This is a genomic window from Nocardioides pakistanensis (assembly GCF_054781215.1).
Map to the genome: position 1 here is coordinate 173599 of NZ_BAAGUV010000002.1, position 24984 is coordinate 198582.

The 24984-nt window shown below is 69.4% G+C and carries 27 protein-coding genes; 21 read left to right on the plus strand and 6 right to left on the minus strand.

Features of this window, described 5'->3' with window-relative positions; all coding sequences use genetic code 11:
• Positions 1 to 37: 37 nt before the first annotated feature.
• The 11 genes from ACYVIH_RS00930 (at position 38) to ACYVIH_RS00980 (ending at position 8333) form a co-directional block, all read left to right on the plus strand.
• Complete coding sequence (locus ACYVIH_RS00930) at positions 38 to 472, plus strand: hypothetical protein (protein WP_460864901.1); 435 nt, start codon at positions 38 to 40, stop codon at positions 470 to 472.
• 30 nt (positions 473 to 502) lie between these two features.
• Positions 503 to 754 (plus strand): AtpZ/AtpI family protein, encoded by a 252-nt coding sequence (locus ACYVIH_RS00935; RefSeq protein WP_460864903.1) that lies wholly within the window; start codon positions 503 to 505, stop codon positions 752 to 754.
• Entirely contained in the window at positions 751 to 1569 is an 819-nt protein-coding gene (gene atpB / locus ACYVIH_RS00940) for a F0F1 ATP synthase subunit A (RefSeq protein ID WP_460864905.1), read from the plus strand. The genes ACYVIH_RS00935 and atpB overlap by 4 nt, the downstream gene beginning before the upstream one ends.
• Before the next feature lie 61 nt (positions 1570 to 1630).
• Positions 1631 to 1816, plus strand: coding sequence for a F0F1 ATP synthase subunit C (locus tag ACYVIH_RS00945; RefSeq protein ID WP_460865129.1), 186 nt, complete (start codon positions 1631 to 1633; stop codon positions 1814 to 1816).
• A gap of 34 nt (positions 1817 to 1850) precedes the next feature.
• Positions 1851 to 2405 (plus strand): F0F1 ATP synthase subunit B, encoded by a 555-nt coding sequence (locus ACYVIH_RS00950; RefSeq protein WP_460864907.1) that lies wholly within the window; start codon positions 1851 to 1853, stop codon positions 2403 to 2405.
• Positions 2405 to 3214, plus strand: coding sequence for a F0F1 ATP synthase subunit delta (locus ACYVIH_RS00955; protein WP_460864909.1), 810 nt, complete (start codon positions 2405 to 2407; stop codon positions 3212 to 3214). Before ACYVIH_RS00950 ends, ACYVIH_RS00955 begins: the two co-directional genes overlap by 1 nt.
• Positions 3215 to 3268: 54 nt before the next feature.
• Positions 3269 to 4909 carry a F0F1 ATP synthase subunit alpha gene (gene atpA, locus ACYVIH_RS00960; protein WP_460864911.1) on the plus strand — a complete coding sequence of 547 codons (1641 nt, stop codon included), beginning with the start codon at positions 3269 to 3271 and terminating at the stop codon, positions 4907 to 4909.
• A 3-nt stretch (positions 4910 to 4912) separates the two neighbouring features.
• Complete coding sequence (locus ACYVIH_RS00965) at positions 4913 to 5848, plus strand: F0F1 ATP synthase subunit gamma (RefSeq protein WP_460864913.1); 936 nt, start codon at positions 4913 to 4915, stop codon at positions 5846 to 5848.
• Positions 5849 to 5853: 5 nt separating this feature from the next.
• Positions 5854 to 7311 (plus strand): F0F1 ATP synthase subunit beta, encoded by a 1458-nt coding sequence (gene atpD / locus ACYVIH_RS00970; protein WP_460864915.1) that lies wholly within the window; start codon positions 5854 to 5856, stop codon positions 7309 to 7311.
• A 117-nt stretch (positions 7312 to 7428) separates the two neighbouring features.
• Positions 7429 to 7830 carry a F0F1 ATP synthase subunit epsilon gene (locus tag ACYVIH_RS00975; protein ID WP_460864917.1) on the plus strand — a complete coding sequence of 134 codons (402 nt, stop codon included), beginning with the start codon at positions 7429 to 7431 and terminating at the stop codon, positions 7828 to 7830.
• A 59-nt stretch (positions 7831 to 7889) separates the two neighbouring features.
• On the plus strand, positions 7890 to 8333 hold the full coding sequence (locus ACYVIH_RS00980) for a DUF2550 domain-containing protein (RefSeq protein WP_460864919.1): 444 nt from the start codon (positions 7890 to 7892) through the stop codon (positions 8331 to 8333).
• Position 8334: 1 nt separating this feature from the next.
• Here the strand turns inward: ACYVIH_RS00980 and ACYVIH_RS00985 are convergent, their stop codons facing one another.
• The 3 genes from ACYVIH_RS00985 to ACYVIH_RS00995 form a co-directional block, all read right to left on the minus strand.
• Positions 8335 to 10104 (minus strand): pilus assembly protein TadG-related protein, encoded by a 1770-nt coding sequence (locus ACYVIH_RS00985; protein WP_460864922.1) that lies wholly within the window; start codon positions 10102 to 10104, stop codon positions 8335 to 8337.
• The gene (locus tag ACYVIH_RS00990) at positions 10101 to 10712 is read right to left on the minus strand and encodes a TadE family protein (RefSeq protein ID WP_460864924.1); all 612 of its coding nucleotides are present in this window, start codon (positions 10710 to 10712) and stop codon (positions 10101 to 10103) included. The genes ACYVIH_RS00985 and ACYVIH_RS00990 overlap by 4 nt, the downstream gene beginning before the upstream one ends.
• Before the next feature lie 459 nt (positions 10713 to 11171).
• A complete protein-coding gene (locus ACYVIH_RS00995) occupies positions 11172 to 11744 on the minus strand; it encodes a cob(I)yrinic acid a,c-diamide adenosyltransferase (protein WP_460864927.1) in 573 nt (190 codons plus the stop codon).
• Positions 11745 to 11819: 75 nt separating this feature from the next.
• On the opposite strand from ACYVIH_RS00995, the gene ACYVIH_RS01000 reads away from it, so the two are divergent.
• From ACYVIH_RS01000 to ACYVIH_RS01020, 5 genes are all read left to right on the plus strand, one after another.
• Positions 11820 to 12440, plus strand: a complete 621-nt coding sequence (locus ACYVIH_RS01000; protein ID WP_460864929.1) for a P-loop NTPase family protein — start codon at positions 11820 to 11822, stop codon at positions 12438 to 12440.
• A complete protein-coding gene (murA, locus tag ACYVIH_RS01005; protein ID WP_460864931.1) occupies positions 12440 to 13726 on the plus strand; it encodes a UDP-N-acetylglucosamine 1-carboxyvinyltransferase in 1287 nt (428 codons plus the stop codon). The genes ACYVIH_RS01000 and murA overlap by 1 nt, the downstream gene beginning before the upstream one ends.
• Positions 13727 to 13836: 110 nt before the next feature.
• Positions 13837 to 14142: an STAS domain-containing protein gene (locus ACYVIH_RS01010; RefSeq protein ID WP_460864933.1), complete on the plus strand. Its 306-nt coding sequence runs from the start codon at positions 13837 to 13839 to the stop codon at positions 14140 to 14142.
• A 77-nt stretch (positions 14143 to 14219) separates the two neighbouring features.
• Positions 14220 to 16277, plus strand: coding sequence for a protein meaA (locus tag ACYVIH_RS01015; RefSeq protein WP_460864935.1), 2058 nt, complete (start codon positions 14220 to 14222; stop codon positions 16275 to 16277).
• A 9-nt stretch (positions 16278 to 16286) separates the two neighbouring features.
• A complete protein-coding gene (locus tag ACYVIH_RS01020) occupies positions 16287 to 16637 on the plus strand; it encodes a hypothetical protein (RefSeq protein ID WP_460864937.1) in 351 nt (116 codons plus the stop codon).
• A 13-nt stretch (positions 16638 to 16650) separates the two neighbouring features.
• On the opposite strand, the gene ACYVIH_RS01025 is transcribed toward ACYVIH_RS01020, so the two are convergent.
• Together ACYVIH_RS01025 and ACYVIH_RS01030 are read right to left on the minus strand one after the other, a co-directional pair.
• Positions 16651 to 17205, minus strand: a complete 555-nt coding sequence (locus ACYVIH_RS01025) for a hypothetical protein (RefSeq protein ID WP_460864939.1) — start codon at positions 17203 to 17205, stop codon at positions 16651 to 16653.
• Between the two features lie 2 nt (positions 17206 to 17207).
• Positions 17208 to 19097, minus strand: a complete 1890-nt coding sequence (locus ACYVIH_RS01030) for a right-handed parallel beta-helix repeat-containing protein (protein ID WP_460864941.1) — start codon at positions 19095 to 19097, stop codon at positions 17208 to 17210.
• Positions 19098 to 19197: 100 nt separating this feature from the next.
• Between ACYVIH_RS01030 and ACYVIH_RS01035 the strand changes: the two genes are divergently transcribed.
• Together ACYVIH_RS01035 and ACYVIH_RS01040 are read left to right on the plus strand one after the other, a co-directional pair.
• Positions 19198 to 19764: a hypothetical protein gene (locus tag ACYVIH_RS01035; RefSeq protein ID WP_460864942.1), complete on the plus strand. Its 567-nt coding sequence runs from the start codon at positions 19198 to 19200 to the stop codon at positions 19762 to 19764.
• 35 nt (positions 19765 to 19799) lie between these two features.
• Positions 19800 to 20732 (plus strand): FAD-dependent oxidoreductase, encoded by a 933-nt coding sequence (locus ACYVIH_RS01040; protein WP_460864944.1) that lies wholly within the window; start codon positions 19800 to 19802, stop codon positions 20730 to 20732.
• Between the two features lie 85 nt (positions 20733 to 20817).
• Here the strand turns inward: ACYVIH_RS01040 and nucS are convergent, their stop codons facing one another.
• Positions 20818 to 21492 (minus strand): endonuclease NucS, encoded by a 675-nt coding sequence (gene nucS, locus ACYVIH_RS01045; RefSeq protein WP_460864947.1) that lies wholly within the window; start codon positions 21490 to 21492, stop codon positions 20818 to 20820.
• 77 nt (positions 21493 to 21569) lie between these two features.
• Here nucS and ACYVIH_RS01050 point away from each other — a divergent pair, with 77 nt between their 5' ends.
• The 3 genes from ACYVIH_RS01050 (at position 21570) to ACYVIH_RS01060 (ending at position 24968) form a co-directional block, all read left to right on the plus strand.
• Entirely contained in the window at positions 21570 to 23357 is a 1788-nt protein-coding gene (locus ACYVIH_RS01050) for a 3-hydroxyacyl-CoA dehydrogenase family protein (protein ID WP_460864949.1), read from the plus strand.
• A gap of 79 nt (positions 23358 to 23436) precedes the next feature.
• A complete protein-coding gene (locus ACYVIH_RS01055; protein ID WP_460864951.1) occupies positions 23437 to 23664 on the plus strand; it encodes a hypothetical protein in 228 nt (75 codons plus the stop codon).
• A 245-nt stretch (positions 23665 to 23909) separates the two neighbouring features.
• Complete coding sequence (locus ACYVIH_RS01060) at positions 23910 to 24968, plus strand: hypothetical protein (protein WP_460864953.1); 1059 nt, start codon at positions 23910 to 23912, stop codon at positions 24966 to 24968.
• The last annotated feature ends 16 nt before the right edge of the window (positions 24969 to 24984 follow it).

A 24984-nucleotide genomic window follows, 5' to 3' on the forward strand; every position in this document is an offset into this window, starting at 1 on the left:
CCTCGAGCCCTTTCGGACCCGACAGATCGGCCGCCTCATGACGACCGCAACCTCGCGCTTCCTGCTCGGCCCCGCCGTGGCCGCAGCGGTCGTGGGCGTGGTGCTCGTCATCGCCGGGGCTCTGGCCGCCGGGTCCACGGCCGCGCTCGCCGCGGCCGTCGGGTCGGTCGCCGTCACCGTCGTGTTCGCCTTCGGCAACCTCACCGTCGGTGTCGTCGCGCGGCTGATGCCCTCCCTCTCCCTGGTGTTCGCGCTGATGACCTACGCGCTGCAGCTGGCCGCGGTGACCGCCGTCTTCGCGGGCCTGGCCCGCTCGGGGGCGCTCGACGAGAGCCTGGACCGGACCTGGCTCGCGGCCGGTGTGATCGCCGCGACGCTGGCGTGGACGCTGGCCCAGGTCGTGGTCAACATGCGGGCCCGGGTGCTGCTCTACGACCTGCCTTCCCAGGGGGCGGAGGCGAGTGTCCGATGACCCGATGCGGCTGCTATTGTCCGGTGCGCGATGACTCCGCAACCCTCCTCCGCTCCCGACGGACGGTCTCCGGGGGGCGACCCCTGGCACGCGTTCAGCTACCTGGTCACCGGTGTGGCTTTCTACGGGCTGCTGGGTTGGCTCGCGGACCGCTGGCTGGGGACCTCCTTCCTGGTCGTGGTCGGCATCGTGCTCGGCGCAGGACTGGGTTTGTACATGACGTTCCAGCGGTTCGGCCTTCGGTCCGGCCCGCGCTCCAAGGATCAAGAGGAGACTGAGTGAGCTTCGTAACCCGCGAAGAGAGCGAAGGGTTCATCGCTCCGGGCCCCGGCGACTTCAACCTGCCTCCGGTCGGTCCGGACAACACCTTCGAGTTCCTCGGTCAGACCATGTACCTCGGCGTCACCAAGCCGATGATCCAGCTCGTGCTGGCCGCCGTACTCGTCTTCACCTTCTTCTACTACGCCGCCAAGCAGCGTTCGATGGTGCCCGGCAAGCTTCAGTACGTCGGTGAGGCCGGCTACGGCTTCGTCCGCAACGGCCTGGGCCGCGACATCATCGGCAGCCACGACTTCATGCGGTTCGTGCCGTACCTGTTCGCGCTGTTCTTCTTCATCCTCGTGAACAACCTGATGGCGTCGGTGCCGTTCTTCCAGTTCCCGACGTTCTCCCGCGCCGGCATCGCCTACGGTCTCGCCCTGCTCAGCTGGGTCGTCTACAACGGCGTCGGCGTCAAGCGGTTCGGTCTCGGCGGCTACCTGAGGAACTCCACGATCCCGGCCGGCACCAAGGGCCCGATCCTGATCCTGCTGATCCCGCTGGAGTTCTTCTCCAACATCCTGGTCCGGCCGGTCACGCTGGCCCTCCGTCTCTTCGCGAACATGTTCGCCGGCCACCTGCTGCTGATCCTGTTCGCCCTCGGTGGTGAGTACCTCCTCCTGCACGGCGCCGGCCTGGTCAAGGTCGCCGGCCCGGTGGCCTGGCTGATGTTCATCCTGATCAGCTTCCTGGAGCTGCTGATCCAGTTCCTGCAGGCCTACGTCTTCGTCCTCCTGACCGCCATGTACATCTCGAGCGCTCTGTCCGAAGAGCACTGAGATCCGCAGTTGTAACCAGTAGTACCAACCGAAAGGAAAGAACGTGGAAGGCTCCCTGAACATGCTGGGCTACGGTCTCGCGACTGTGGGTCCGGGCCTGGCAATCGGTCTGATCTTCGCCGCCTACATCAACGGCGTCGCCCGTCAGCCCGAGGCACAGAGCCGCCTGCAGCCGATCGCGATCCTCGGCTTCGCCCTCGCCGAGGCGCTGGCCATCATCGGTATCGCGCTCGCCTTCGTGCTCTAAGTCCGCCCATCTGCACTGACGAAGGACCACGCCCATGAACTCGATCACCCTCGCGGCCGGGGGGGAGAAGCTCAACCCCCTGATCCCGCACCCGGTGGAGATCGTCCTCGCGCTGGTCGTCTTCGGTCTGCTCTACCTCGCCGTCAAGAAGTTCGTCGTTCCGAACTTCGAGAAGACGTTCGCGGAGCGCACCGAGGCGATCGAGGGCGGCCTCGCGGCCGCCGAGACCAAGCAGGCCGAGGCGGACGCCAAGCTCGCCCAGCTCGAGCAGCAGCTCAGCGAGGCCCGTCACGAGGCTGCCCGGATCCGCGAGGAAGCTCGCGAGCAGGGCGCGGCCATCGTGGCCGAGATGCGGCAGCAGGCCCAGGAGCAGGCTGAGCGCATCGTCGAGCACGCGCACACCCAGGTCGAGGCCGAGCGCCAGCAGGCGGTCACCTCGCTCCGTGCGGAGGTCGGGGCACTCGCGACCTCGCTCGCCGGCCGCATCGTCGGTGAGGCTCTCGACGACGAGGCTCGCCAGAGCCGGGTGGTCGAGCGCTTCCTGGCCGACCTCGAGTCCGAGCAGACCTCCGGGAACGGAGCCGTCTGATGCGAGGTGCTTCCGCCGGTTCGCTCGAGCGGCTGACCGAGCAGCTCGGCTCGGCCGTCGAGAGCGGCTCCGACGCAGCCAGGATCGCCGAGGACCTGTTCGCGGTCTCGGCGCTCCTGCGCCGTGAGCCGAGCCTGCGCCGGGTGGCGACGGACCTGTCGCTCCAGCCGTCGGCCAAGTCCGACTTCGCCCGCAGCCTGCTCGGTGAGCAGCTCGACGCGACGTCGATGGACCTGGTCGGCAGCGCGGTCGCCCAGCGCTGGGCGGCCACCCGCGACCTCGCGGACGCGCTGGAGGAGCTCGGTGTGATCGCGCTGGTCAAGGGCGCGGACCGGGCCGGACAGGCCGACACCCTGGAGAGGGAGCTCTTCGGTCTCGAGCGCCTGATCACCGAGAACCCCGAGCTGCGCGACGCGCTGTCGGACCCTGCGCGGTCGGTCGAGGACAAGCACGCCCTCCTCGACAGCCTGCTCGAGGGTCGCGTCACCGCGGCGACCGTACGCTTGGCGAAGCAGGCCGTCGTGAGCAGCCACCGCACGGTGGCCCTCGCGGTGGAGCACTACGAGAAGGTCGCCGCCGCCAACCGGCACCGGCTCGTCGCCACGGTCCGTGCCGCGCGTGAGCTCGGCGACGCGGACCGCCAGCGTCTGCAGGGTGTGCTGGCACGGCAGTACGGCCGCCCCGTGCACCTCAACGTCGTCGTCGACCCCGACGTGGTCGGCGGTGTCAAGGTCGAGATCGGTGACGACGTCATCGACGGCACCGTCGCAAGCCGCCTCGAGGAAGCACGCCGCCGCCTCGCCGGCTGACCCAGCCGGACCGCAGACCCCAGACCTGAAGAGACGAAAGAGCAGGGACATCAAATGACGGAGCTTTCGATCCGTCCGGAGGAGATCCGGGACGCGCTGCAGCGCTTCGTGTCGGAGTACAAGCCCGAGACGGCGAGCCGCGAGGAGGTCGGCACGGTTGCCGAGGCCGGCGACGGCATCGCCCGGGTGACCGGACTGCCCTCGGCCATGGCCAACGAGCTGCTGGAGTTCGAGGACGGCACCTACGGCCTCGCGCTGAACCTCGACACCCGCGAGATCGGTGTCGTCATCCTCGGTGACTTCGAGGGGATCGAGGAGGGCCAGACGGTCCGCCGCACCGGCGAGGTGCTCTCGGTGCCCGTCGGCGAGGGCTACCTCGGCCGCGTGGTCGACCCGCTGGGCAACCCGATCGACGGCATGGGCGAGATCGAGACCGACAGCCGTCGTGCGCTCGAGCTCCAGGCTCCGGGCGTGATGATGCGCAAGTCGGTGCACGAGCCGCTCGCCACCGGCATCAAGGCGATCGACGCGATGACGCCGATCGGCCGTGGTCAGCGTCAGCTGATCATCGGTGACCGGGCCACCGGCAAGAGCGCGATCGCGCTCGACACGATCATCAACCAGAAGCAGAACTGGGAGACCGGCGACCCGTCGAAGCAGGTCCGCTGCATCTACGTCGCCATCGGCCAGAAGGGCTCCACGATCGCTGCTGTGCGCGGCGCGCTCGAGGAGGCCGGCGCGCTGGAGTACACCACGATCGTGGCGTCCCCCGCCTCCGACTCCGCCGGTTACAAGTACCTGGCGCCCTACACCGGCTCCGCGATCGGTCAGCACTGGATGTACCAGGGCAAGCACGTCCTGATCGTCTTCGACGACCTGACCAAGCAGGCCGAGGCCTACCGCGCAGTGTCCCTGCTGCTTCGTCGTCCGCCGGGCCGCGAGGCGTACCCCGGTGACGTCTTCTACCTGCACAGCCGCCTGCTCGAGCGTTGCGCGAAGCTGTCCGACGAGCTCGGCGCCGGCTCGATGACCGGTCTGCCGCTGATCGAGACCAAGGCCAACGACGTCTCGGCCTACATCCCGACCAACGTCATCTCGATCACCGACGGCCAGATCTTCCTCCAGTCCGACCTGTTCGCGGCCAACCAGCGGCCCGCGATCGACGTCGGTATCTCGGTGTCCCGCGTCGGTGGCGCCGCGATGACGAAGGCGATCAAGAAGGTCACCGGTTCGCTCAAGGTCGACCTCGCGCAGTACCGCGCGATGGAGGCGTTCGCGATGTTCGCCTCCGACCTCGACGCCGCGTCGCGCCAGCAGCTCGACCGTGGCTCGCGCCTGATGGCGCTGCTGCGGCAGCCGCAGTACTCGCCGTACCCGGTCGAGGAGATGACCGTGTCGCTGTGGACCGGCACCACCGGCCGCCTCGACAAGGTCCCGGTCGACGACGTGCTGCGCTTCGAGAGCGAGTTCCTCGACTACCTGCGTCGCGAGCACGCGGGCATCCTCGACGCGATCCGTGAGTCGAACAACTTCACCGACGACACCGAGCACGCTCTCGAGGGCGCCTACGAGTCCTTCCTCGACCAGTTCGAGACCTCCGACGGTGGCTCGATCAAGGCCGGCAAGGAGGAGCACGAGGCTCTTCCCGAGGAAGAGGTCGAGCAGGAGCAGATCGTCAAGCAGAAGCGGGGCTGACCCATGGCCGTTTCTGTGCGTGAGCTGCGAGCGCGGACCAAGTCCGTCTCGTCGATGAAGAAGATCACGCGCGCCATGGAGCTCATCGCTGCGTCCCGCATCATCAAGGCGCAGCAGCGGGCCCAGGCGGCCGCGCCGTACGCCCGCGAGCTGACCCGGGCCGTGTCAGCGGTGGCGACGTACTCCAACGTCGACCACCCGCTGACCACGGAGCCGGAGAACCCGCGTCGCGCGGCGATCCTGATCGTCACCAGCGACCGGGGTCTGGCAGGGGCCTACTCCTCCAGCGTGATCAAGGAGGCCGAGCGCCTCGCGGAGAAGCTGCGCGAGGAGGGCAAGGAGGTCGACACCTACATCTCCGGGCGCAAGGGCGTGGCGTACTTCAACTTCCGTCGCCGTCCGATCGTCGCGCAGTGGAGCGGGTTCTCCGACCAGCCCACCTACGACGTGGCCCGCGAGATCGGCGACCGGCTGATCGAGGCGTTCCTGGTCGGCACGGAGAACGCCGAGGAGCCCACCGAGGACGTCGAGGGCGTCGACGAGGTGCACGTGGTCTACACGCGCTTCAAGTCGATGCTGGTGCAGGAGCCGACCGCCGTACGCCTGCTGCCGCTCGAGGTCGTCGAGGGCGAGACCAAGCCCGAGCCGGAGGAGCTGCTGCCGCTCTACGAGTTCGAGCCGTCCGCGGCCGAGGTGCTCGACGGGCTGCTGCCGCGCTACGTGCAGAGCCGGATCTACTTCGCGCTGCTGCAGGCCGCGGCCTCGGAGCTCGCGGCTCGCCAGCGGGCGATGAAGGCCGCGACCGACAACGCCGAAGAGCTCATCAAGAAGTACACCCGGCTGGCCAACCAGGCCCGCCAGGCGGGGATTACCCAGGAAATCAGCGAGATTGTCGGCGGCGTGAACGCGCTCGCCGATGCGACTGCCGGGAGTGAGTGAAAGAAATGACTGCCACGATTGAAGAGCGCGGCACCGAGCAGGGTGCTGGGGGCGTCGGTCGCATCGCGCGCGTGATCGGCCCCGTGGTCGACATCGAGTTCCCCGTGGACGCGATGCCCGAGATCTACAACATGCTGACCGTCGACTACGAGCTCGGCGGGGAGACCCGCACGCTGCCGCTCGAGGTCGCCCAGCACATCGGTGACGGCATGGTCCGCGCCATCTCGCTGAAGCCCACCGACGGCCTGGTCCGCGGCGCCCGCGTGCAGGACACCGGCGGCCCGATCAGTGTCCCGGTGGGCAACGAGACCCTCGGCCGCGTGTTCAACGCGACCGGTGATGTGCTCAACCTCAAGGAGGGCGAGCGCTTCGAGGTCAACGAGCGCTGGGGCATCCACCGCAAGGCACCTGCCTTCGACCAGCTCGAGTCCAAGACCCAGATGTTCCAGACCGGCATCAAGGTCATCGACCTGCTCACCCCCTACGTCCAGGGCGGCAAGATCGGCCTGTTCGGTGGTGCGGGCGTCGGCAAGACGGTGCTCATCCAGGAGATGATCGCCCGTGTCGCCAAGGACCACGGTGGTGTGTCGGTGTTCGCCGGTGTCGGCGAGCGCACCCGTGAGGGCAACGACCTGATCGTGGAGATGGAGGAGGCCGGCGTCATCGGGCAGACCGCCCTGGTGTTCGGCCAGATGGACGAGCCGCCGGGCACGCGTCTGCGCGTCGCCCTGTCCGCGCTGACGATGGCGGAGTACTTCCGCGACGTGCAGAAGCAGGACGTGCTGCTGTTCATCGACAACATCTTCCGGTTCACCCAGGCCGGGTCCGAGGTGTCCACGCTGCTCGGCCGGATGCCGTCCGCGGTGGGCTACCAGCCCAACCTCGCCGACGAGATGGGTCAGCTCCAGGAGCGGATCACCTCGACGCGCGGTCACTCGATCACCTCGATGCAGGCGATCTACGTGCCGGCCGACGACTACACCGACCCGGCCCCGGCGACCACGTTCGCGCACCTGGACGCCACCACCGAGCTCTCGCGTGAGATCGCGTCGCTGGGTATCTACCCGGCCGTGGACCCGCTGACCTCGACGTCGCGGATCCTCGACCCGCGGTTCATCGGCCAGGACCACTACAACACCGCGGTCCGCGTGAAGCAGATCCTGCAGCGCAACAAGGAGCTGCAGGACATCATCGCGATCCTCGGTGTCGACGAGCTCTCCGAAGAGGACAAGATCATCGTGTCCCGGGCCCGTCGTATCCAGCGGTTCCTGTCGCAGAACACCTACGTCGCTAAGCAGTTCACCGGCATCGAGGGCTCGACCGTGCCGATCGAGGACACGATCGAGGCCTTCACGAAGATCGCCGACGGGGAGTACGATCACGTCGCGGAGCAGGCCTTCTTCATGTGCGGTGGCCTCGACGACGTCGAGCGCAAGTGGGCCGAGATCCAGAAGAACCTCTGAGGTTCTTCCCCAGAGCGACCCCGTCCCGCGGGGCATGGTGGACAACCGCCGGACCTCGCGGGACGGGATCACCAAGGATCTCGATCCCAACCGAATCTCTACACATGAGGAGTCCGCGTGAGTGACGACCTGCTTCAGGTTGAGCTGGTCGCAGCCGACCGGCTCGTGTGGTCCGGCGAGGCCAAGATGGTGATCGCCCGCACCACGGAGGGCGATGTCGGCATCCTGCCGAACCACGCCCCGATGCTCTCGCTCATGGTCGACGGGGTGGTCGACGTACAGACTGCCGAGGGCGAGACCTGGGTGGCGGCGGTCGACGCCGGCTTCCTGTCCGTGGCCAACAACCGCATCTCGATCCTGTCCGAGCACGCCGAGATGTCGCACGAGATCGACCTCGAGAAGGCTCGGGCCGAGCTCGAGCGGGCTCGCTCCGCCGGCGAGTACGAGACCGAGGCCGAGGCCGAGGAGGCCATCCGTCGCGCCACGGCTCGCATCCGCGCCGTCGAGCGGGCATCCTGAGGTTCCCGCGGGGTACCCACGGAACCTGCCCGGACGAGCCGACGATGCGGAGGGGATAGATGGCGTGGTGGGTGTGGCTGCTGGACGCAGCCGGTGCCCTGCTGCTGCTTGCCCTCCTCTACGGCCTCGCCCTGGTCATCCGTCGTCGCTGGATCTCCCGCGACGGCGGGACCTTCGAGTTCAGCGTCCGCGTCCGGTCCGCCAGGGCCGGGCGCGGCTGGGTTCTGGGGGTCGGCCGCTACAACGGCGACTACCTCGAGTGGTTCCGGATCTTCTCGCTCGCGCCGGGCCCGAAGCTGCGCTTCTCCCGGGGTGAGCTCGAGTACGCCGGGCGCCGCGATCCCGAGGGTGCCGAGTCGTACTCGCTCTACTCCGGGCACACGATCGTCCTGTGCAACACCCCGACCGGGCTGCTCGAGGTCGCGATGAGCCCCGCCGCGCTGACCGGGTTCCTCGCCTGGCTCGAGGCCGCCCCGCCCGGTCAGCGCCTCCGCCGCCGCTGAGCTACTCGACGAGGCGCACGGGGTCGCCACCGATCGAGGCGTCCCAGGTGGTGAAGTCGGTGACGTTCCCAGGGAACTTGACCTCGACCTGGAACCAGCAGCCGCCCGGTGAGGTGTAGTCGCAGTCGTAGTCAGCCGGGAGCGGGATCGTCATCTCCTGGACCTGGCCGTCGTGGGTCAGGTTCTTGACCGGCGCGGTGCAGTTCGTCAAGGAGAACTGGGTGCCTGAGTTGATGGCGCCCTTGCATCCCTTCAGGTTCGTGGACTCTGTTATCGACCCGGTCGCGTCCGCGGGCCGGATCACCCGAACGCTTCCTCCGCTCCCGGTCGCACCGTCGGCTGCGTCGTAAAATTTGAACGAGATGTACTGACCGGCTGCCCCGGGCACCGCTCGGATGAGGTTGAACCGGGCGGTGCTGCGAGGGACGTTCTGAAGGATCGGCATCCGGGACCAACCCGCCACCGATACCGACGACCCAAGGTTCGACCCGACAGCCGCCCGGATGGCGAACGCGTTGAGTCCCTCCCCGTCGTCGGTGTTACCCGTGGCAGCCGCTGCCGCAGGGTTGTCGCGGTAGATCATTCCGCCGGTGTTGGCCTCCGCGGTGCCGCCGAGTTCCACGTTGGTGCGTGCCTGGAGGTAGTAGTCGCCCTCGCGTGTCGGCGTGAAGGTGCACAGCTCGACCCAGCTGTGGAACACCTTCGCCAGCCCCCGGTCGTAGTCCTTCTGGTCGTCCCAGAGCTCCTTGAGCTGGGGCTTTTGGCTGCGGCCTGCGAACTGCTTCGTGCATCCGCTGATCGGCGTCGCCGCGAGCGGGTTCTGGGTGTCGGTCTGCTCGCGAAGAACGAACGTGGTCGTCGGCGGCTCCCACTTCCCGCTGTTGCCGTTGCGACCCGGAAAGTAGTCACCACTGCAGTAGATGCCGCTCTCATCGTCGTAGCGTTGGGTGGCGTCGTTGGTGACGAACTCGTTGGCCTTGTTCCCCCAGGAATGACCGTCCGAGAGGATCCCGCAGTCGACACTGGTGTAGATGAAGGCTGGGTCGTACAACTGCACACTGATGGGGTTGCCGACGGCTTCCTTCGCCACCTTCACCACGAAGAAGTAGCCCTCAGGCCGGTACTCGTCGTTCTTGTTCGACGAGCAACCAAAGACCGGGCTCCCACTGACGGTGCTGCCGCACTCACGGGTGCTGTAGCGGTCACCCTGGACCTTGTCGGTCTCCGGCCCCTCGATGGCGGCCCAGAAGGAGGGTTCGGAGGTGCAGTTCGGCAGGGCCGGGACCGGAAGCACGCTGCCGGTCGGCTGGGCCGCGCCAGGCTGACTCGGGGGCTCGTTGCCGAACACGTTGCACGGGCTCCCCATCGGAGCAGGACCTGTGTAGTCCGAGACGGCGCTGCGGCTGATCGTGGTGCTGGGAACGCCGATCAGTCTTCCGAAGGTGTTGCTGATGGTGCTCGTCACCGTCACGCGCAGCTCGCTGGGGCGGTCCCCGGCTGAGACAGCGACGGAGCGGCCCCCGCCCTCGGGGAACCCGTTGCGGGCCGCCACCTCGCGCGCCTTGGCCGAGGCGGCCGGTAGGTCCTGAGGCATCCACGTCACACCTGCCAGCGCAGCCGCGTCCGCGGCCTTCTGGGCCCGCTCGATCTCGACGTACCAACGTGCGGTGTCGACGGCGACGGCCGCAAGTCCCAGAAACACGGCCGGGAACAGGATCGCCACCAGGAGGGCGGCGTATCCACCTTCGTTCTTCGCGCGGAGCCGGTTCATGGGTGGGCCATCAATCTGCCGGGCTTGCAGGTGTCGTGCGGCAACGGCTCGAAGGACATGACCACGTGGTCGCTGATCCCGAACGTGTCGCCGAAGAGACCGGTGAGGCTCTTGTGCGTCGCGTGCATGTAGACCCCCAGGCTGTCGGCCTCGTTGATGCAGGCGTTGATCGACGCCGACGCCCAGCTGCCGCCCGCGTAGCGGAACTTGTCCAAGGCGTCTCGCCAGGTGAAGCGCACGCAGTTCGGCACTCCTGCGCACGTCGTGGGCATCGCCGTGCTTCCGTCGGCACCGGGGTAGCCCTTGTCGTTCGCCTTGTAGATGAGGATGTAGTCGATCGAGTCGGAAGGCATGGCGCTGCCCGCCCGCTGGATGGCGTCGGCCGCCGCCTGAGCCAGCGCCGGCGACCCAGCGGGGGTGCACGTCGGTGCGTCGGGGATCCCTTCACAGGTCCCTTGGCCCGCGTCAGCGGCGGCAGACGCCGTGCGTGCGCCGGTGCGGACTGCTGAGGACACGGCAACGTGGTCGCGCATGACGAAGGCGAACTCGATGATCCCGAAGACGAGCAGGATCAGAAGGGGAGTGATCAGGGCAGCCTCGACCGCCACGGCACCCCTCTGCCGTCTCTGCCCACGCAGGCGTCCTCGCACGGTTCCCTCCCCAGTTGGTCCCGTTGCCGGTTTCCCCCACCACGCAACATAGCGACGGGAACACGCCGAAAAGGTAAGGAATGTGCGATCTGGTCCGCTCGGTGTGCTAGCCGTGACCGGTCGGTGGTACGCAATGACCCAGTCGGGGCAGCCGGAGTTGTCGGGGATGTCCGGTTTTGCGTCGTATGCGGTAACGCGCGGGAGGGTGCTGTGCCATTTCGACAGGCATACTCGGCGGAAGATCGGCCTTGGAGCGATCCAGCGGGCCGATCTGCCTGTTCAAGTGCCCGCGGGCGGTCGCGCTGGTTTCGAGACGGGCTCGTTCCCTTCGAGACGGGGCTCGTTCCTCACCCTCCTCAGGGCGGCGCCTCGCCCTCCTCAACCACCGACGCGTCTCGCCCCCGCAACCACCCGATCTCAGCGCTCGCCGCCGGGCTTCCAGAGCACGTCGCCCTGCTCGCGGTTGGCGTAGCGGGCGAGGATGAACAGCAGGTCCGAGAGCCGGTTGAGGTACTTGATCGCGACGATGTTCATCGTCTCGCCGTGCTCACCGAACGCCGCCCAGGCAGCCCGCTCCGCTCGGCGGGTGACCGTGCGGGCGACGTGCAGCAGCGCGGCGCCCTTGGTCCCGCCGTTGAGGATGAACGAGCGGAGGTTGGCGAGGTCCTCGTTGTACTGGTCGCACCACGCCTCGAGCCGGTCGACGTACTCCGGCTCGATCCGCAGCGGCGGGAACTCGGGGTTCTCGACGACGGGCGTGCAGAAGTCGGCGCCGACGTCGAACAGGTCGTTCTGGATCGTGGTCAGCACCTTCACCACGTCGTCGTCGAGCTCACCGAGCGCGATCGCGGCACCGATGTGGGCGTTGGCCTCGTCGACGTCGGCGTAGGCCTGCAGCCGCAGATCCGTCTTCGTGGTGGTGCTCATGTCGCCGAGGCGCGTCTGCCCCTCGTCGCCGGTGCGGGTGTAGATGCGGGTGAGGTTGACCATGCAGCCACCCTAGAGCCGGTACGGCGGTCACCGGCAGGTGCTGTCGCGTGGGAAAGGTCGCAGTATCTTCGACGGATGCGCAATCTCGACCAGCCGCAGTCTCGGAGCGGCACCGGGAGCACCGCGGACGACCCGCTGGACGGCGCCCGCAGGGTGCTGCTCTACGGCGTCACCGGCTCGGGGAAGACCACGGCGGCCGCACGGATTAGCGAGGCGACCGGAATCCCGTGGACCTCGGTCGACGACCTGACCTGGGAGCCGGGCTGGGTCAGCGTCGACTCCGACGAGCAGCGACGCCGGATCGCCGAGATCTGCAGCCGCGAGGTGTGGCTGCTGGACACGGCCTACGGGGACTGGGCCGAAGTTCCGCTGGCCCGTGCCGACCTGGTGGTCGCGCTCGACTACCCGCGCTGGTTCTCCTTGCAGCGGCTGGTGCGCCGGACCCTCGTCCGGGTCGTCGACAAGCGACCGGTCTGCAACGGGAACGTGGAGACCTGGCGGCAGCTGTTCGGTGACGACTCGATCATCCGCTGGCACTTCCGGTCCTTCGACCGCAAGCGCGAGCGGATCCGCGGCTGGGCGGCCGACCCGGACAAGCCGCGGGTGCTTCGCTTCACGCGCGCCAAGGACCTGGAGGCCTGGATCCGGCGGCTTCGCCCCGTGGATCTCGGGGCCGGCGAGGAGGTGGCCGGCTGATGGAGGCGTTCCGCGTGATCTCGGACGGCCCGCTGACCCGCCCCCTGCACGGCACGGCGCGGGTCGGCGGCGCCAAGAACAGCGCGTTGAAGCTGATGGCCGCCGCCCTGCTCGCTCCGGGTCGGACCGTGCTCAGCAACGTGCCCGACATCCTCGACGTCGAGGTGATGGCCCGGCTGCTCGAGCGGCTCGGCTGCACCGTCGAGGTGCGTCACGACCTGGCCGGGCGGGTCACGATCGACGTACCCGAGGAGCTGTCCTACGAGGCGCCCTACGACCTGGTCCGCCGGCTGCGCGCCTCGATCAGCGTGCTGGGGCCGCTGGTCGCGCGATGCGGCCGCGCCCGGGTGGCGCTGCCCGGAGGCGACAACATCGGCTCCCGCGGGCTCGACATGCACATCACCGGGCTGGAGGAGCTCGGCGCCCGGGTGCACATCGAGCACGGCGACGTCGTGGCCGAGACGCCCGAGGGGCTCAAGGGCGCGAACCTGTGGCTCGACTTCCCCAGCGTCGGCGCCACCGAGAACCTGCTGATGGCCGCCGTACTGACCCCGGGGCGGACCGTGATCGACAACGTCGCCCGGGAGCCGGAGATCGCCGACCTGTGCGAGATGCTGATCGAGATGGGCGCCCGGATCGACGGGGTGACCACCTCGACGCTGACCGTGGAAGGCGTGGACCGGTTGCGACCGGTCGAGCACGCCACCGTGCCGGACCGGATCGTCGCCGGCACCTGGGCGTTCGCGGCGGCGATCGCCGGCGGGGACCTCGTGGTCGAGGGCGGCCGCGCCGACCATCTCGACATCACGCTGGACAAGCTCGCCTCCGCGGGCGCGCAGGTGGATGCGGGGGAGGGCGGCTTCCGGGTCCGCGTGGACCGGCGGCTGGACTCCTTCGACGTCGTCACGCTGCCCTACCCGGGGTTCCCCACCGACCTGCAGCCGTTCGCGATGGCGCTGGCCTCGGTCAGCGACGGTACGGCGATGATCACCGAGAACGTCTTCGAGGCACGGTTCATGTTCGCCCAGGAGCTCGCCCGGCTCGGGGCCGACCTGCGCACCGACGGGCACCACGCCGTCGTACGCGGCCGGGAGACGCTGTCCGGCGCACCGGTGGTCGCGCACGACATCCGGGCCGGAGCGGCGCTGGTGCTCGCCGGCCTGGCGGCAGAGGGGGCCACCGAGGTCGCCGAGACCCACCACATCGACCGCGGCTACCCGCAGTTCGTGGAGACGCTGCGCGGGCTGGGCGCCGACGTCAGCCGAGTGGAACTGCCAGATCCGTAATCCTCCTGTGACCTTCGGGGTGCAACCGATCCGGTGTGCCGTGCGTCATAGTGAGTACAAGGGCGGCCAGATGGACACGGGGAGGCCGCCTCGTGGGCACTGGGAGTGGTATGGAACTCACCGTGAACGACCGGACCCTGGTCCTGCACGGATCATTCGACGGCCGCTCCACCGCAGTGGTGCGGGAAGCCCTCTACGAGCACATCGAGACCACCGACGGCGACGTGGTGGTCGACCTCGCCGACGTGGAGGCCGTCGACGCCCCCGCGCTGCGCGTGCTCGCCGCGGCCAGTGCGGTCATGGAGCGCGACGGTCGCTCGCTGATCCTGCGCGGCTGCAGCCCGGCCCTGCGTCGCGTGCTCGCATTCACCCGGTTCCGGCGGCTCGTCACGGTCGAGCGCGCCGCCTCCGCGTGACTTGTGACGTAGTCGGTCTGTGAGACAGTTCACGAGGTAGTTACCGGCCGGTTCGCTTCGTCGTACCCTCCTGCGTTATGAGCGAGAAGCCGCAGGACGCCCTCCCCCCGACGGACCGGCCGCAGCCCAAGGACAAGCCCTGGCTGATGCGCACCTACGCCGGGCACAGCTCCGCCACGGAGTCCAACGCGCTCTACCGGCGCAACCTGGCCAAGGGCCAGACCGGGCTCTCGGTCGCCTTCGACCTGCCCACCCAGACCGGCTACGACCCCGACTCGCCGCTGTCCCGCGGCGAGGTCGGCAAGGTCGGTGTCCCGGTGCCCCACCTCGGCGAGATGCGGCGGCTGTTCACCGAGATCCCGCTCACCGAGATGAACACCTCGATGACGATCAACGCGACCGCGATGTGGCTGCTCGCGCTCTACCAGGTGGTCGCCGAGGAGCAGGCCGTCGAGGCCGCCGGCGGGGGCGAGGTCGACTTCGACGAGGTGCACGCCAAGCTGGCGGGCACCACCCAGAACGACATCATCAAGGAGTACCTCTCCCGAGGCACCTACGTCTTCCCGCCCGAGCACTCGCTGCGGCTGACCAGCGACCTGATCGCCTACACGGTCAACAACATCCCGAAGTGGAACCCGATCAACATCTGCAGCTACCACCTGCAGGAGGCCGGAGCCACCCCGACGCAGGAGCTCGCCTACGCGCTCTGCACGGCGATGGCGGTGCTCGACACGGTCCGCGACTCCGGCCAGGTCGCGCCCGAGGCCTTCGACAAGGTGGTGGGGCGGATCTCGTTCTTCGTCAACGCCGGTGTGCGGTTCGTCGAGGAGACCTGCAAGATGCGCGCCTTCGTGCAGCTGTGGGACGAGATCACCCGCGAGCGGTACGGCGTCGAGGACCCGAAGATGCGCCGGTTCCGGTACGGCGTCCAGGTCAACTCGCTCGGGCTGACCGAGGCCCAGCCGGAGAACAACGTCCAGCGGATCATGCTGGAGATGCTCGGCGTGACGCTGTCCAAGGACGCCCGGGCCCGCGCGGTGCAGCTGCCCGCGTGGAACGAGGCCCTCGGCCTCCCGCGCCCCTGGGACCAGCAGTGGTCGCTGCGGCTGCAGCAGGTGCTGGCCTTCGAGTCCGACCTGCTGGAGTACGACGACATCTTCGAGGGCTCCAAGGTGATCGAGGCCAAGGTCGCCGACCTGGTCGCCGGTGCCCGCGAGGAGATCGACCGGGTGCAGGCGCTCGGCGGGGCGATCGCCGCCGTGGAGTCCGGCTACATGAAGCAGGCCCTGGTCACCTCGCACGCCGCCCGCCGCGCCCGGATCGAGTCCGGCGAGGACAAGGTCGTCGGCGTGAACTGCTTCGAGACCACCGAGCCCTCCCCGCTCACCGCCGACCTCGACACGGCGATCCAGACCGCCGACCCGGAGGCCGAGGCCGCCGCGGTGCGCAGCGTGGAGGAGTGGAAGGCCCAGCGGGACGAGTCCGAGGTGCAGGCTGCCCTCGAGCGGCTCGCCGCGGACGCCAAGTCGGGAGCGAACCTCATGGAGGCCACCCTCGCCGCGGCCCGCGCGGGCGCCACCACCGGTGAGTGGGCCGGCACGCTGCGCGAGGTGTTCGGCGAGTTCCGCGCCCCCACCGGGGTCTCCGGCGCCGTCGGGGTCACCGAGGCGGGCGCCGAGCTCACCGCGGTCCGCGAGCGGGTGAAGGCCACCGGCGAGGAGCTGGGCGGCCGGCTGCGCCTGCTCGTCGGCAAGCCCGGTCTCGACGGGCACTCCAACGGCGCCGAGCAGGTCGCGGTGCGCGCGCGTGACGCCGGGTTCGAGGTCGTCTACCAGGGGATCCGGCTCACCCCGGAGCAGATCGTCGCCGCCGCGGTCGCCGAGGACGTGCACTGCGTGGGCCTGTCGATCCTGTCCGGCTCGCACATGGAGCTGGTGCCGGCGGTCCTCGAGGGGATGCGCGAGCACGGCATCGCCGACGTGCCGGTGATCGTCGGCGGGATCATCCCGTCGGCCGACGCCGCCCGCCTGAAGGAGATGGGCGTCGCCGAGGTGTTCACCCCGAAGGACTTCGGCCTCACCGAGATCATGGACGGCGTCGTCGACGCGATCCGGAAGGCGCACAACCTCGGGTAGGTTGCGAGTGTGTCCGACCTGCAGTGCGCCGCGCGCTTCGTGCTCCTGACCGACCTCGGTCGGGCCGACGCGCTGCGGCACGAGCGGGTCGCGGCGGTGTACGACGGTTCGGCCGCCGACGGCGGGCCGTCGTGGGTCGGCGAGGTCGCCGAGACACTCGGCCTGCCGGTCGGTGCCCTGGCCACGCCGATCCCGCTGACCGCCGTACTGTCGCGGGAGCCGGAGGCGCTCGCGGCACTGGGCGAGCTCGCCGACCTGCACCGCGGGGAGACCGTCGTGGTGACCGCGGTGGGGGAGCCGGGCCGCCGGGTCGACGTCGCGGTCGACGGCGACGGCGTGACGATCACCGAAGCCGGGTAGGCCCGGTCGCGTCTCAGCCCGGCGGGCGCGAGGTCGCGGTCGCGTTCGGGCAGAACGCCTCCCGGGGAGAGCCGGTGTGGACCTCCTCGGGGAACTCGACGGACACGGTGTCCTCCAGCACGCCCGCCCGCTCGACCAGCAGATCGACCTGGGTCGCGAAGCTGCCGGCTCGCGCGGAGAGGGTCTCGCAGCCGTGCATCAGCATGCTCACCTCGACCGTGGTGCGTTCGCCGGCGCCGATCGTGAACTCCTCGTGCCCCTCGGCATCGGCGAGGTCGACGTACTCGAAGAGCCGTGGCGCCCGCACCGGTGGGGCCAGCCCGGTGACGGTGACGGGCGGCCGGCCGTCGTTGGCGAGCGTGAAGGAGTACACCAACGTGCCGCGGTCGGCGTAGGGCACCTGGCGCACGGTCCGGCTGCCGATCCGGAAGACCGCGCTCTGCTCGGTGCCGGCCACGCTGGTCGGACCGTGCGCGCTGAGCTGTGGCTCGCTGCTCGCCACCGCGACACCGGCGCCGGTGAGCACCAGCACTCCGGCCAGCGCCGGCGCCGCGATCCTGCGGAGCACGGTCAGCCCCTCACCGCAGTCAGGCTGCGGCGACGGACCGCACCGAGGCCGAGAAGCAGCAGTGCGCCGACGCCGGCCACCGACGCCGCGAGCGCCGCGGTCATCGGCTCACCCAGCGGTGCAGCGGGTCCGCCCGGACCGCTCGCCGCGGCCAGTCCGAGCGGGGACCCGGACTCCTCGTCGGTGGGCTTCTCCGGCGTCTCGAACCACTCGCAGCCCGGCGGGTGCCGCCAGGTCGGGTCGTTGCGGTCGTACTGGCTGCAGCTGAGGAACCCGGCGTCCTTCACCGGCAGGCCGGGCAGGAACTGCGAGCCGCCGTCGGCGCACGGTCCGGGGTCCGCGACGAAGTTCGTGGTCGCGACACCGCCCTCGCGCGAGGACTTGTTGCCCTCCCAGCAGTTGCCGGTGCCCTGGTCGTCCCACCAGTGGTCCAGCCCGTTGTGGGCGACCGTGCCGTCGGGCCGGATGCCCATCTGGTTGTCGAAGGTCCGGTTGCCGTTGGAGGTGTCGTAGAGCTTGCTGGGGTCGTACTCGTCGCGCAGCGGGGAGGGCACCCAGAACTGCATGGTGCCGTTGCGCCAGTTGTCGTAGATCCAGTTGTTGTCAGTCGAGTTGAAGTTGCCGCCGGCGATGAGCACGCCGGTGCCGACCGGAGTCGGGATGACCGGGCAGACCGTGCCCTTCATGTAGCCGCGCTCCTTCATCGGCTTGGCGCAGATGCCGGTGTCGACGTACCGCTCGTAGTAGTTCTCGTTGTTGCTGAAGATCCGGTTCTGGCTCCACCGCGCGTGGTCCTGCGGCAGGCCCGGGTGCCCGGGGAACAGGGAGTCGGTCGCGATCCCGGTGGCGTTCTTGTAGAAGTCGTTGTGGTGTGCCCACACCGAGTTGCCGGCCGTGCCGGAGTAGCCGAGCGCGTTGTGGTGGCTCTTGTTGTGCCGGATCTCGATGGAGTAGCGGGTCGGCTCGAACTCGTCGTTGTCGCCGTTGACGTCCGAGGCCGAGCCGGGGTAGATCCCCGAGTCGCCGTTCCAGTAGGTGTTCGTGTGCTGGATCAGGCCGTGGTCGCTGGCGAAGGCGAGGATGCCGTACTCGTCGTTCCCGCGGGCGACGACCCGGTCGACCACGAAGCCGTCGGTCTCGAGCACGTAGAGCGCGTTGAACTCCGCCTGCTGCACGGTGAAGTTGCGGAAGTACACCCCGCCCGCGCGGTCGGCCCGGATCGCGTTGAGCTTGGCGAACCGGTTGTCGATCAGCACGTCGGTGCGGCGCCGTCCGGTGCCGACGAGCTGGGTGCCGCAGAACCGGCTGTCGCACTTGATCGAGTCGTCGTCCGGGGTCTGGTCGCCGAAGATCGAGATCAGGTTGAGGTTGTGCGGGCAGCGGACCTGGTCGGCGTACGACAGCGCGATCGGGCCGGTCTCGTCGGCGCCGCTGTCGGGGGAGGAGAGGCTGCCGATGTACGACGAGAGTGGCAGCGGGTCGTCGGAGTCGGTCTTGAGGTTCGCGCAGTACGACGACTTCCTCGCCCGGGCCCACTTGCGCTCGGTGTAGTAGCCGGGCAGCACGTAGACCGAGGTGCGACGCTGCTTGATGCTGTTGATCGCGTCCTGGATGGAGCCGAACTCGCACTCGCGCAGCAGCGCCTTGTTGCGGCGCTTCAGCGGGCCCGCGGGCATCTTCGCGATCCGCTCGGCGCTGTCGGGCCGGCAGACCACGCGGTGCCGCGGGTTGTCCAGGCCGAGGTAGGCCGGTCGCTTGCCCGCACCGTCGGGGAAGGACGCCTCCCTCTCCTCGTGCGCGCTTGCGGGCGCGGCGATACCGGCTCCACCGAGGAACAGGCCGCCGAGCAGGACTGTCAGGACAAGCACCACGCGGGCTCGTGTCGTCGTCATCACACACCTCCGATGAGGGGTGTAACGAGTTCTAGTCTCGGGGGTTACGGGACGATAACCGTGGTCTGGATACCCTGGCCGGGTCACGAAGGAGGAGTGCATGCACCGGTGGCGAGTCGCCGCAGGACTGCTGGCCGCGGTCGCGCTGGCCGGGTGCGGCTCCGACGACCCGACCGACCCCGAGCAAGGGGATCGGGACGAGCCCCGCCTCGGCGCACCGGCCCCGACGCCGTCGACGCCGCCGGACGAGCCGATGGACGACCTCGAGCAGCCGGTCGCCGACCGTCTCGCGCCGCGGCTGGCCCGTGAGGGCCTGACCCTGCAGCACGTTGCGTGTCCGCCATGGGCGGGCAGGGTCCCGGCCACCCTCGGGTGCAAGGGGTACGTCGACGGGGTCGTCGCCGAGGTCGACGTGGAGCTCACCGACGGCCCCGGCGACCGGGTCGACTTCGACGCCGAGCTCGGCGAAGGGGTCGTGGCCACCGGCCGGCTGGTGGGCCGCCTCGAGGCCGAGGGCTATGCCGACGTGGACTGCGGGCCGACCCCGGCCTACCCCGCCCGGCTCGGCATGCGCATCGTCTGCCGCGTGCACGACGGGGGAGAGACCGTCTACCTCGTCGCCACCGTCACCGACCGGTCCGGCGCGGTCAAGATCGAGGACTACTAGCCCCCGGCGGGCCGGTGTTGAGGCAGACTCGGGCCATGAGCCGGGTGATCGTGGTCGGAGCTGGCGTGGTCGGGCTGTCGTGCGCGCTGCGCCTGCAGCAGGCCGGGCACCAGGTCGACGTGATCGCCCGGGACCTCCCGCTGGAGACCACCTCCGCGGTGGCCGCTGCGCTGTGGTACCCCTACCGGGCCTTCCCCTACGAGCGCGTCACGGACTGGTCGGCGACGACCTACCACGAGCTCCAGCGCCTCTCCGGCGACCCCGACACCGGGATCGTGATGCTCGAGGGCATCGAGGTGCACCGCCGGCGCACCGGTGACCCGTGGTGGCGCGACGCCGTCCCCTCCCTGTCCCGGGTCACCGCGATGCCGTCGCCGTACGTCGACGCCTGGAGCTTCCGCGCGCCCGTCGTGGAGATGCCGGTCTACCTGCGCTGGCTGGCTCGTTCGTTCACCGCGGGCGGCGGGACGATCACCCGGATGGCACTGAGCTGCCTGCCCGAGCACGCCGAGGTCGTGGTGAACGCCAGCGGGCTCGGCGCTCGGTTGCTGGCCGAGGACCCGAGCGTCGCGCCGGTGCAGGGCCAGGTGGTCTACGTCGAGCAGTTCGGCCTGAACCAGTGGTGGCTCGACGGCGACGCTCCGACGTACGTCGTGCCCCGGTCGAAGGACATCGTGGTCGGCGGCACCGACGTCGAGGGGGAGTGGACCCGCACCCCGGACCCGGCGGTCGCGGCGCGGATCCTCGAGCGGGCGGCCGTGCTGGTCCCCGAGCTGGCGCGCGCGAAGGTGCTGCGGCACAAGGTCGGCCTGCGGCCGGGCCGGCCCCAGGTGCGGCTGGAGGAGGAGAAGGTGTCCTCGGACTCGAAGGTCGAGCGGCTCGTGCACTGCTACGGCCACGGCGGCGCCGGCATCACGCTGTCGTGGGGCTGTGCCGACGAGGTCGCCGCGATCATCGGCCCCGCCTGACTTCCCACGCGCTGTGGACGGTTCGCACGCGGCATGACGCGTGGTCAGCGTCCATAACCCCGCGTTACAGCGAGGTGGTGGCGGGTCAGAAGAGGCGGGCGGTGGGGTCGTCCATGCCGCGCAGGGCGTCGTAGTCGACGACGGCGCAGGCGATGCCCCGGTCCTGGGCCAGCACCCGGGCCTGCGGCTTGATCTCCTGGGCGGCGAAGATCCCGCGCACGGGGCGCAGCTTCGGGTCGCGGTTGAGCAGCTCCAGGTAGCGGGTCAGCTGTTCGACGCCGTCGATCTCCCCGCGCCGCTTGATCTCCACCGCCACGGCGGCCCCCTCGGCGTCGCGGCACATGAGGTCCACCGGCCCGATCGCGGTGGGGTACTCCCGGCGCACCAGGGTCAGGCCCTCGGCGAGGTGGGCCGGGTGCTCGGCGAGCAGCTCCTGGAGGTGCTTCTCGACGCCGTCCTTCTGCAGGCCGGGGTCGATCCCGAGGTCGTGGGTGGTGTCGTGGTGGATCTCAGTCAGCAGGATCCGCAGCGTGTCGTCATCCTTGCCGGTGACGGTCCACTCGATGTGCCCGTCGTCGTTGCTGCCCTCGACCACCTTGCAAGGCGGCGACATCCAGTTCAGCGGCTTGTAGGAGCCCCCGTCGGAGTGGATCAGCACGGAGCCGTCGTTCTTGACCAGGATCAACCGGGTCGCCAGGGGCAGGTGGGCGGTGAGCCGGCCGGCGTAGTCGACCTGACAGTTCGCGATGACGAGACGCACGGCGCCGAGGGTACCTCGCGCGGACAGGTGGTCTACCTCACGGCACGCTCTCACGCAGCCGTGCCATGATGCCGCCCATGACTTCCGGACGTGACTTCCGCACCATCGGCGTGATCGGCCTCGGCACGATGGGCGCCGGCATCGCCGAGATCTTCGCGCGCAACGGCTACCAGGTCGTCGGCGTCGAGCTCAACGACGACTCCCTTGCCCGAGGCCGCCAGCACATCGACCACTCCACCGGGCGCGCGGTGAAGCGCGGCAAGCTGAGCGAGGAGGAGCAGGCTGCGCTGGTCGGGCGGATCACGTTCACGACCGACATCAGCGACGTCAAGGACGCCGACCTGGTCCTCGAGGCGGTTGTCGAGCAGCTCGACGTCAAGCAGGACCTGTTCCGCCGGCTCGACGAGATCGTGCGGCCCGAGGCGATCCTGGCGACCAACACCTCGTCGTTGTCGGTCACCGAGATCTCCACCGCGACCTCCCACCCCGGACGCGTCATCGGCCTGCACTTCTTCAACCCGGCGCCGGTGCAGAAGCTGGTCGAGATCGTGCAGACGGTGGTGACCGAGCCCGACGTGCTCGAGGACGTCCGGGCGCTGGCCGAGAAGCTCGACAAGACTCCGGTGGTCTGCGGCGACAAGGCGGGCTTCATCGCCAACACGCTGCTCTTCGGCTACCTCAACCACGCCGTCGCGATGTACGAGGGCCACTACGCCAGCCGCGAGGACATCGACGCGGCGATGCGGTTCGGCACCGGCTACCCGATGGGTCCGCTGGCGCTGCTGGACCTGATCGGCCTCGACACGGCGTACGAGATCCTCGACACGATGTACAAGCAGGGCCGCGACCGCCTCCACGCGCCCCGGCCGATCCTCAAGCAGATGGTCACCGCGGGCCTGCTCGGCCGCAAGACCGGGCGCGGCTTCTACACCTACGAGGCCCCGGACAGCCCGGTCGTCGTCCCCGACGCGCTCACCCCGTCCGCGGAGGACCAGGCGCAGCTCAAGCACGAGATCTCCACCGTCGGCGTGGTCGGCACCGGGACCATGGCCACCGGCATCGTCGAGGTGTTCGCCAAGGCCGGCTACGACGTGGTGTACGTCGGTCGCAGCGACGCCAAGGTCGACGGCGTCCGCGCCTCCATCGAGAAGTCGCTCGACAAGGCCATCCAGCGCGGGAAGCTGGAGGAGTCCGCCAAGGCCGAGGTGCTCGGTCGTCTCACCGGCACCACGAAGCTCGACGACCTCTCCGGCGTCGACATCGTGGTGGAGGCGATCGCGGAGGACCTCAAGGTCAAGACCGTCCTGTTCGAGAACCTCGACGAGATCTGCAAGCCCGGCGCGATCCTGGCGACCACCACCTCGTCGCTGCCGGTGATCTCCCTGGCCAAGGCCACCAGCCGGCCGCAGGACGTGGTCGGCATGCACTTCTTCAACCCCGCGCCGATCATGAAGCTGGTCGAGGTGGTGAGCACGGTCAGCACCTCCGACGAGGTCGCCGAGACCACGCGGGCGCTGTGCGAGAAGCTCGGCAAGGTGCCGGTCTCGTGCGGGGACCGCGCGGGCTTCATCGTGAACGCGCTGCTGTTCCCCTACCTCAACGACGCGGTCAAGATGCTCGAGGCGCACTACGCGAGCGCCGACGACATCGACACCGCCATGAAGTACGGCTGTGCGCTGCCGATGGGTCCGTTCGAGCTGCTCGACGTGGTCGGCAACGACGTCTCGCTGGCGATCCAGCGCGAGCTCTACCTCGAGTTCCGCGAGCCGGGCTTCGCTCCCGCGCCGCTTCTGGAGCACCTGGTGACGGCCGGGTACCTCGGCCGCAAGACCAAGCGCGGTTTCCGCGACTACACCTCGCGCTGAGCCCGACGGGCCGGGTGGCCGGTGCCGGGGGTGCTCCCCGGCCCCGGCCACCTTTGCGTGGTGGCGGAGAATGGGAGGTATGACGCGGATCGAGACGTACCAGGGCACCGAGTACGAGGTCCGCAACGTCACCGGGTCCGCGGCCACCAAGAGCTACCGCTGCCCTGGCTGCGACCACCTGATCCGCCCTGCCACGCCTCACGTCGTGGCCTGGCCGGTCGTCCCGTCGATCTTCTCCGGCTCCGGGGTCGACGAGCGCAGGCACTGGCACACCGCCTGCTGGAGGGCGCGCGACCGACGTCGCTGAGCGGGCGGGCATAACCCGCCCAACCCCCTGTAACCGTTTCGGAGAGCCGAGGCGTTACAGCCTTCTCGAGGCTGTCCAGACCGATGCCGGTATGTGCCGCCACTTCCCGTTTGGGGTGCGGTCTCCCGGTGACGAATCGGGCGAATGGGTCCTAAGCCGTCTCGGGGACGGCAGCCCGGCGGACCTGGCTCGCACCTCTCGTGCGACCCCGCCGAGCCTCCCGTAGCCAGAAAGGAGCCCCAACCATGAAGATCCGGAACAAGCACCTGAGCGTCGCGGCGGTGGCGACGATGTTCGCCATCGCCGGTCCCGGCATGGCGATCGCGACCGAGAGCGGGTCGCCCGGCAAGTCTGCAGCGGAGATCAACCTCTCCGACTGCATGCTCGAGTCCTCGAAGGACATCTCCTACGTCGAGTACCTCGCGGACGGCTCGACGATCACCAAGGACGAGTCGGTCGACGCGGAGACGCTGGACCTGTCGACCGTGGAGGGCATCGAGGACGTCGACGCGGTGAACGTGAAGGCCGGCACCACGGTTGAGTCCTTTGCCGTCAGCTGCGACCAGGACCAGGTCGAGGCGCCCGTGGAAGAGGCACCTGACGAGGACAAGCCCGAGGACGAGGCGCCCGAGGAGGAGGCGCCCGAGGAGGGCGAGGCCACCTACCCCTGGACCGGCAAGGCCAGCGAGAAGTCGACGGCGACGATCACGCTCGCCGGCTGCCTGCTCGAGTCGTCGAAGGACATCTCCTACGTCGCGTTCCTCGACGACGGCTCGATGGTGACCAAGGACGAGTCGGTGGACGCCGAGACCTTCGACCTCAGCACCGTCCAGGGCATCGAGGAGTTCGATGCGGTCCAGGTGAAGGCAGGCACGACCGTCGAGTCGTTCGGCATCAGCTGCAGCCAGGGTGAGGCCGCCCCGGTCGAGGAGCCCAAGACCGAGGACTCCAAGAGCGAGGACGCCGGGACCGAGGACGCCGGGACCGAGGACGCCGGGACCGAGGACAGCACCGGCGAGCACGAGTACAAGTCCGAGGATGAGTCGAAGTACGAGTCCGACGACGAGACCGCCGACGACGTCGAGCGTGAGCGCGGCCACGACGAGGCCAAGCACCAGGAGAAGCACCAGGCCCGCGTGAGCGAGAACCACGACGAGGCCAAGCACCAGGAGAAGCACCGCGGTGGCGTGCAGCCTGCCGAGGAGGACTCCGACGAGGCCGACGAGCACGAGTCCGAGGAGAAGGACGACCACGAGGCCGACGACGACCACGAGGTCGAGGACAGCGAGGAGCACGACGACTGAGCTCGCGTGAGACACC

Excerpts from the sequence above, each read along its gene's own strand:
- ACYVIH_RS00930 (WP_460864901.1), top strand. The coding sequence starts at position 38 with ATGACGACCGCAACCTCGCGCTTCCTGCTCGGCCCCGCCGTGGCCGCA.
- ACYVIH_RS00935 (WP_460864903.1), top strand. The coding sequence starts at position 503 with ATGACTCCGCAACCCTCCTCCGCTCCCGACGGACGGTCTCCGGGGGGC.
- ACYVIH_RS00945 (WP_460865129.1), top strand. The coding sequence starts at position 1,631 with ATGCTGGGCTACGGTCTCGCGACTGTGGGTCCGGGCCTGGCAATCGGT.
- ACYVIH_RS00950 (WP_460864907.1), top strand. The coding sequence starts at position 1,851 with ATGAACTCGATCACCCTCGCGGCCGGGGGGGAGAAGCTCAACCCCCTG.
- ACYVIH_RS00955 (WP_460864909.1), top strand. The coding sequence starts at position 2,405 with ATGCGAGGTGCTTCCGCCGGTTCGCTCGAGCGGCTGACCGAGCAGCTC.
- atpA (WP_460864911.1), top strand. The coding sequence starts at position 3,269 with ATGACGGAGCTTTCGATCCGTCCGGAGGAGATCCGGGACGCGCTGCAG.
- ACYVIH_RS00965 (WP_460864913.1), top strand. The coding sequence starts at position 4,913 with ATGGCCGTTTCTGTGCGTGAGCTGCGAGCGCGGACCAAGTCCGTCTCG.
- atpD (WP_460864915.1), top strand. The coding sequence starts at position 5,854 with ATGACTGCCACGATTGAAGAGCGCGGCACCGAGCAGGGTGCTGGGGGC.
- ACYVIH_RS00980 (WP_460864919.1), top strand. The coding sequence starts at position 7,890 with ATGGCGTGGTGGGTGTGGCTGCTGGACGCAGCCGGTGCCCTGCTGCTG.
- ACYVIH_RS00985 (WP_460864922.1), bottom strand. The coding sequence starts at position 10,104 with ATGAACCGGCTCCGCGCGAAGAACGAAGGTGGATACGCCGCCCTCCTG.
- ACYVIH_RS00995 (WP_460864927.1), bottom strand. The coding sequence starts at position 11,744 with ATGGTCAACCTCACCCGCATCTACACCCGCACCGGCGACGAGGGGCAG.
- ACYVIH_RS01000 (WP_460864929.1), top strand. The coding sequence starts at position 11,820 with ATGCGCAATCTCGACCAGCCGCAGTCTCGGAGCGGCACCGGGAGCACC.
- murA (WP_460864931.1), top strand. The coding sequence starts at position 12,440 with ATGGAGGCGTTCCGCGTGATCTCGGACGGCCCGCTGACCCGCCCCCTG.
- ACYVIH_RS01010 (WP_460864933.1), top strand. The coding sequence starts at position 13,837 with ATGGAACTCACCGTGAACGACCGGACCCTGGTCCTGCACGGATCATTC.
- ACYVIH_RS01015 (WP_460864935.1), top strand. The coding sequence starts at position 14,220 with ATGAGCGAGAAGCCGCAGGACGCCCTCCCCCCGACGGACCGGCCGCAG.
- ACYVIH_RS01030 (WP_460864941.1), bottom strand. The coding sequence starts at position 19,097 with ATGACGACGACACGAGCCCGCGTGGTGCTTGTCCTGACAGTCCTGCTC.
- ACYVIH_RS01035 (WP_460864942.1), top strand. The coding sequence starts at position 19,198 with ATGCACCGGTGGCGAGTCGCCGCAGGACTGCTGGCCGCGGTCGCGCTG.
- ACYVIH_RS01040 (WP_460864944.1), top strand. The coding sequence starts at position 19,800 with ATGAGCCGGGTGATCGTGGTCGGAGCTGGCGTGGTCGGGCTGTCGTGC.
- ACYVIH_RS01050 (WP_460864949.1), top strand. The coding sequence starts at position 21,570 with ATGACTTCCGGACGTGACTTCCGCACCATCGGCGTGATCGGCCTCGGC.
- ACYVIH_RS01055 (WP_460864951.1), top strand. The coding sequence starts at position 23,437 with ATGACGCGGATCGAGACGTACCAGGGCACCGAGTACGAGGTCCGCAAC.
- ACYVIH_RS01060 (WP_460864953.1), top strand. The coding sequence starts at position 23,910 with ATGAAGATCCGGAACAAGCACCTGAGCGTCGCGGCGGTGGCGACGATG.